4 protein-coding genes and 1 pseudogene are annotated in these 4,552 nt (G+C 61.3%); all 5 read left to right on the forward strand.

All coding sequences use genetic code 11. The features are described 5' to 3' along the window. Positions 1–141: 141 nt before the first annotated feature. Positions 142–1,050 (forward strand): tyrosine-type recombinase/integrase, encoded by a 909-nt coding sequence (locus ACLPJJ_RS07935; protein WP_443590416.1) that lies wholly within the window; start codon positions 142–144, stop codon positions 1,048–1,050. A 6-nt stretch (positions 1,051–1,056) separates the two neighbouring features. Beyond that, a pseudogene (locus ACLPJJ_RS07940) lies at positions 1,057–1,251 on the forward strand (transposase zinc-binding domain-containing protein); the annotation flags it as partial. A gap of 167 nt (positions 1,252–1,418) precedes the next feature. Next, positions 1,419–2,657, forward strand: a complete 1,239-nt coding sequence (locus ACLPJJ_RS07945) for a tyrosine-type recombinase/integrase (RefSeq protein WP_443590417.1) — start codon at positions 1,419–1,421, stop codon at positions 2,655–2,657. After that, the gene (locus ACLPJJ_RS07950; protein ID WP_443590418.1) at positions 2,654–3,565 is read left to right on the forward strand and encodes a tyrosine-type recombinase/integrase; all 912 of its coding nucleotides are present in this window, start codon (positions 2,654–2,656) and stop codon (positions 3,563–3,565) included. Before ACLPJJ_RS07945 ends, ACLPJJ_RS07950 begins: the two co-directional genes overlap by 4 nt. After that, positions 3,562–4,552, forward strand: a 991-nt coding sequence (locus tag ACLPJJ_RS07955; RefSeq protein WP_443590419.1) for a tyrosine-type recombinase/integrase, incomplete at its 3' end; no start/stop codon positions are given. The genes ACLPJJ_RS07950 and ACLPJJ_RS07955, both read left to right, overlap by 4 nt.

Consider the following 4,552-nt stretch of genomic DNA (forward strand, 5'->3'; position numbering starts at 1 on the left):
ACGGGCCGAAGAACTAACCCGCTGCGCGGGAATGGTGCTTGTGTTAAGGGCGGCGGCTGCGCTTGGCGTGCAGGTTTTGTTTGAGGGTTTGGGCAACCCGGTCTGAGGATGCTGGCTTCTTTCATTGCAAAGGAGCCAGTCATGACCAAGCCTGTTGCCACGCCTGCACCGATCGATCTGCGCCAGCGGATGATTGAGGATATGGAGATGCGCCGTTTCTCGCGGGCGACGCAGCGCAATTACCTCCGCGATGTCGGGCGCTTTGCCCGCTTTCTGGGCCGCTCGCCCGATACGGCAACCGCGGATGATGTCCGGCGGTTCCAGATTGAGCAGCGTGAGGCCGGGACGCCGGTGCCGACGATGAACAGCATCGTTTCGGCGTTGCGGTTTTTCTTCACGATCACGGTCGAGCGGCCGGAGCTGGCGCGCAAACTGGTCCGGGCCAAGCAGCCGCGCCATTTGCCGGTGGTGCTGAGCCAGGATGAGGTCGCCCGTCTGCTCGACGCCACGACCAGCCTCAAACATCGAGCTGCCCTGTCTGTCGCCTATGGTGCCGGCCTGCGGGTGGCGGAAGTGGCGGCGCTCAAGGTCAGCGACATCGACAGCGAGCGCATGCTGCTCAGGGTCGAGCGCGGCAAAGGCGGGCAATATCGCAACGCCATGCTGTCCCATGACCTGCTCGCCGTGCTGCGCGCCTGGTGGAAGGCCGGACATCAGCAGGGTATCATGCACAAGACCGGGTGGTTGTTTCCGGGAGAGCACGTGACGAAGCCGATTTCGACCCGGCAGCTGCACCGTGTGGTCGTTGAGGCGGCGCGGGCGGCGGGCCTCACCAAACATGCCGGCCCGCATACGCTGCGGCACAGCTTCGCCACGCATTTGCTCGAAGACGGCGTCGATATCCGCGTCATTCAGGTGCTGCTTGGCCATTCCAAGCTCGAGAACACCGCGCTCTACACCAAGGTGGCGACGAGGACGGTGCGGGCCGTGACCAGCCCGCTCGACAAGGTGATGGCATTGATGGAGGCGAAGGCGGCGCCCAGCCCCTGAACGGCCGTGCGCACGACCCTCGAGGTCGCCGACATCTTTCGTGCTGAGGGTCCAGGATACCGCGCCGCCCAGGCCGGGCATCTGAGCCTCGCCCAACTCAAGGTGATGTCGGCGATCGAGCGCTGCCGTACCGCGGCCCTCGGCGGGCATGTCGAGAGCTGCCAGGACTGCGGCCATCAGCGCATTGCCTACAATAGCTGCCTTATGGGCAAATTTAGTAATGGGGAGTCAGCGGCGGCTCCGCGTAGAATTTCGGCCTTTTCCGAGCGCTACACGCTGCTGCGCATCCTCATCTTGTCCCCATAAGCCCGGACCTCCCCGGCGCTAAAGTTGATTTGGCTGCCAGTAGCCAATGACAGGAGGACACAATGTTGGAAGCTTATTTTGAATCGCCGAAAATGATTGCGCGCCTGCGCGCCGGTCCGAGCGGACCATATATGGATGGCTTTGCGGAGTCTCTGGAACGCAGCGGGTACGAACCTTCCGTCGCGGTGCGCTATTTGCGCGCTGCGGCGCACATCGGGCACTTCACGCTGGAACAGGGCGGAACATTGGCCAAGATGGATTTGTTGGCCTTCTCACGCCATTTGCGAACCTGCCGTTGTCCGCGGTCAAAAGGCGGGCGGCGCAACCACCACACGATTTTCGGTGCCAGGCGTTACCGCGAATACCTGGTGACAATCGGGTTTGGCGAATGCAGTAGCGCACTAAAGATTCAGAATGCTGAGCCGGCGAGCATCATCGAGTACGGGCGATGGTTGCGGAAACATCGTGGAGCGGCGGAAACAACCATCAGACTTTATTCCCGGGACGCCGCCTCCTTACTGACGGCACTTGGCGACGACCCTGGGCGCTGGAATGCAAAGGGCGTGCGTGACTATTTTCTAGATCGTGCCCGCAAATGCGGCGCTGGCACCGCTGAAAAGCTGACAACGGGTTTACGCGCGTTCTTGCGATACCTCAGTGCCCACAGCCAGTGTCGGGCCGATCTCGATCAGGCTGTGCCAACATTTGCCTCCTGGCGCCTGGCCAGAATGCCAACGTATTTGACAGCGGAGCAGGTCGACAGCCTGGTAGCTGCGTGTGACGGTGGTTCGCCAGCACGCCGGCGTGATCGAGCAATCATCCTACTCCTGGCGCGGCTCGGGCTCCGAGCTGGCGACGTCGCGGGGCTTCGCATCGGCGATATCGAGTGGGAGACCGGTACGCTGCGGGTCTGCGGCAAGGGTCACTACCAGGTTCGATTGCCCCTCCCACAGGACGTTGGAGACGCGATCCTGGACTACCTCGCGAGCCGGACTCCTACCCGCGATTGCGACCATGTCTTCGTTCGAAACATTGCCCCGTACCGACCATTCAAGAGAGGCGATGGCGTATCTTCTGCGGTGAGACACGTGATGAAGCGGGCTGGTGTCGCGAGCCCGGCCAAAGGCGCACATGTCCTGCGGCACACGGCGGCGACCCAGATGCTGCGCCATGGCGTTTCCCTCGACCAGATTGGACTGGTCCTCAGGCACCGAGGCATCGACACGACAGCATACTACGCCAAAGCTGACGTCAATTTGCTGAAAGAGATCTCGCAGCCATGGCCGGAGGTACTCCCATGAAGGACGCCGTGGCCGCCTACCTCGCCCTGCGCCGCACCGCGGGCTTTGAGATGGCAAATGCAGAATACCTGCTGGACAGCTTCGCCCGCTTTGCCGCCGGGCGGAACGAAAGCCACGTCCGCACGCAAACCGCGATCGATTGGGCCGCTCAAGGGGCATCCGCGGCGCGGCGCGACGAACGGTTGAAAACGGTCTGTCGGTTCGCCCGCCACGTCCGCGTCGAAGATGATCGGCAGGAGTTACCACCAGCGAAATACTTTGGAAGCCGCAAGATCCGCCGCATGCCGTACATCTACTCATCCAATGAAATCGGCCGTCTCCTGGAAGCCGCCGGTCGCCTCCCTCCTCGCGGCGCAATGAGAGCTCAGACATACACCACTTTGATCGCGCTGCTGGCGTGTACCGGATTGCGAATCTCCGAGGCGCTGGGGCTGAAATTTACCGATATCACCGACGACGGGTTGTTGATTCGGGAGACCAAGTTCCGAAAGACCCGTCTGGTACCACTGCATGACACCGCGGCCGCAGCGTTACGGCGTTACGTGATATGCCGCCGCCAATTTGGTGCCGGGGATGACCATGTGTTCGTAGGTGGTCATGGCCGGCCGCTGCCTTATTCAGCTGTTCAAGGCACATTCAAAACATTGTTGAAGGCGGCGGGCCTTTGGCCTGCCCCAGGCCGCCATCGTCCTCGTTTGCACGACATGCGCCATGCTTTTGCTGTGCGAGCGCTGCAGGCCAGCCCGCCAGGCCGATCCAGGATCGGACAGCATATGGTCGCATTGGCGACCTATCTGGGTCACGTCAACATCTACGCGACGTACTGGTATCTGGAGGCCACGGCCGAGCTTCTGAGCGACATCGCCGACGCCGGCGAGACCTTCATGTCTAGGGGAGCGCAACCATGACGCCGGTCGCCCCCCACATCGAAGCCTTCCTGCGTGAAAATCTCTCGCGTCACCGAGGCGTCAGCCAGCACACTTGCGACTCTTATGCTTATAGCTTCCAACTTCTGTTCGAGTTCGCCGCGACCAAACTCCGGACGAAACCGTCGTCGCTTTTTCTGGAGCAGATTGATTCGGAACTCGTCAGCAGATTCCTGGAATATCTAGAGGACACACGCCGGAACGTACCAGAGACACGAAATGTGAGATTGGCGGCAATAAAATCCTTCTTTCATTTTCTTGAACACAGACAACCGGCGGCGCTCGAACAAATCCGTCGTGTTCTGGCGATACCGTTCAAGAAAACCAGCTCGCGTCTGGTGCCCTATCTCGTCCGAGAGGAAGTCCAGGCGCTGCTGGACGCTCCTGATCCAGCGACCCGTGACGGTATCCGGGACAGAGCGATGTTGCATCTGGCGGTTTGTGCCGGATTGCGCGTATCAGAGCTGACCGGTCTGCGAACCAGCGATGTGACACTCCCATCAATGAGCATTCGCATCCTTGGCAAAGGTCGGCGGGAACGGGTGTTGCCGTTATGGAAAACCACGGCGTCGGCGCTCCGAGCCTGGCTCGCGATCCGGGGGACAGTTCCGGCACCGGAGGTGTTCATCGGCAATCGAGGTGAACCACTGAGCCGTTGGGGGTTTGCCTACGTACTGAAACAGCACGTCGAAACGGCCGGTCAGCTTTGTCCCGGATTACTGAGCAAGCGGGTCTCCCCGCACGTCCTGCGGCACACCTGCGCAATGATTGTGCTGCAGGCGACGCAAGACATCCGCAAGGTCTCCCTTTGGCTGGGACATGCCACCCTGGCGAGCACTGAAATCTATACGCGTGGCGATCCGACCGAAAAGCTCGAAGCCATCGAGGCGATCGTGCCACCAAATCTGCGCAAAGGCGCCTTCCGGCCGCCGGACAAGCTGATCGCCTTGCTCCGGGACACCGCGGTAA

The sequence above is a fragment of the Acidocella sp. genome (assembly GCF_052326845.1).
Lineage (GTDB): Bacteria > Pseudomonadota > Alphaproteobacteria > Acetobacterales > Acetobacteraceae > Acidocella.

Bases quoted from the DNA above. Each gene is read 5' to 3' on its own strand.
- ACLPJJ_RS07945 (WP_443590417.1), top strand. From the start codon at position 1,419: ATGTTGGAAGCTTATTTTGAATCGCCGAAAATGATTGCGCGCCTGCGC.
- ACLPJJ_RS07950 (WP_443590418.1), top strand. From the start codon at position 2,654: ATGAAGGACGCCGTGGCCGCCTACCTCGCCCTGCGCCGCACCGCGGGC.
- ACLPJJ_RS07935 (WP_443590416.1), top strand. From the start codon at position 142: ATGACCAAGCCTGTTGCCACGCCTGCACCGATCGATCTGCGCCAGCGG.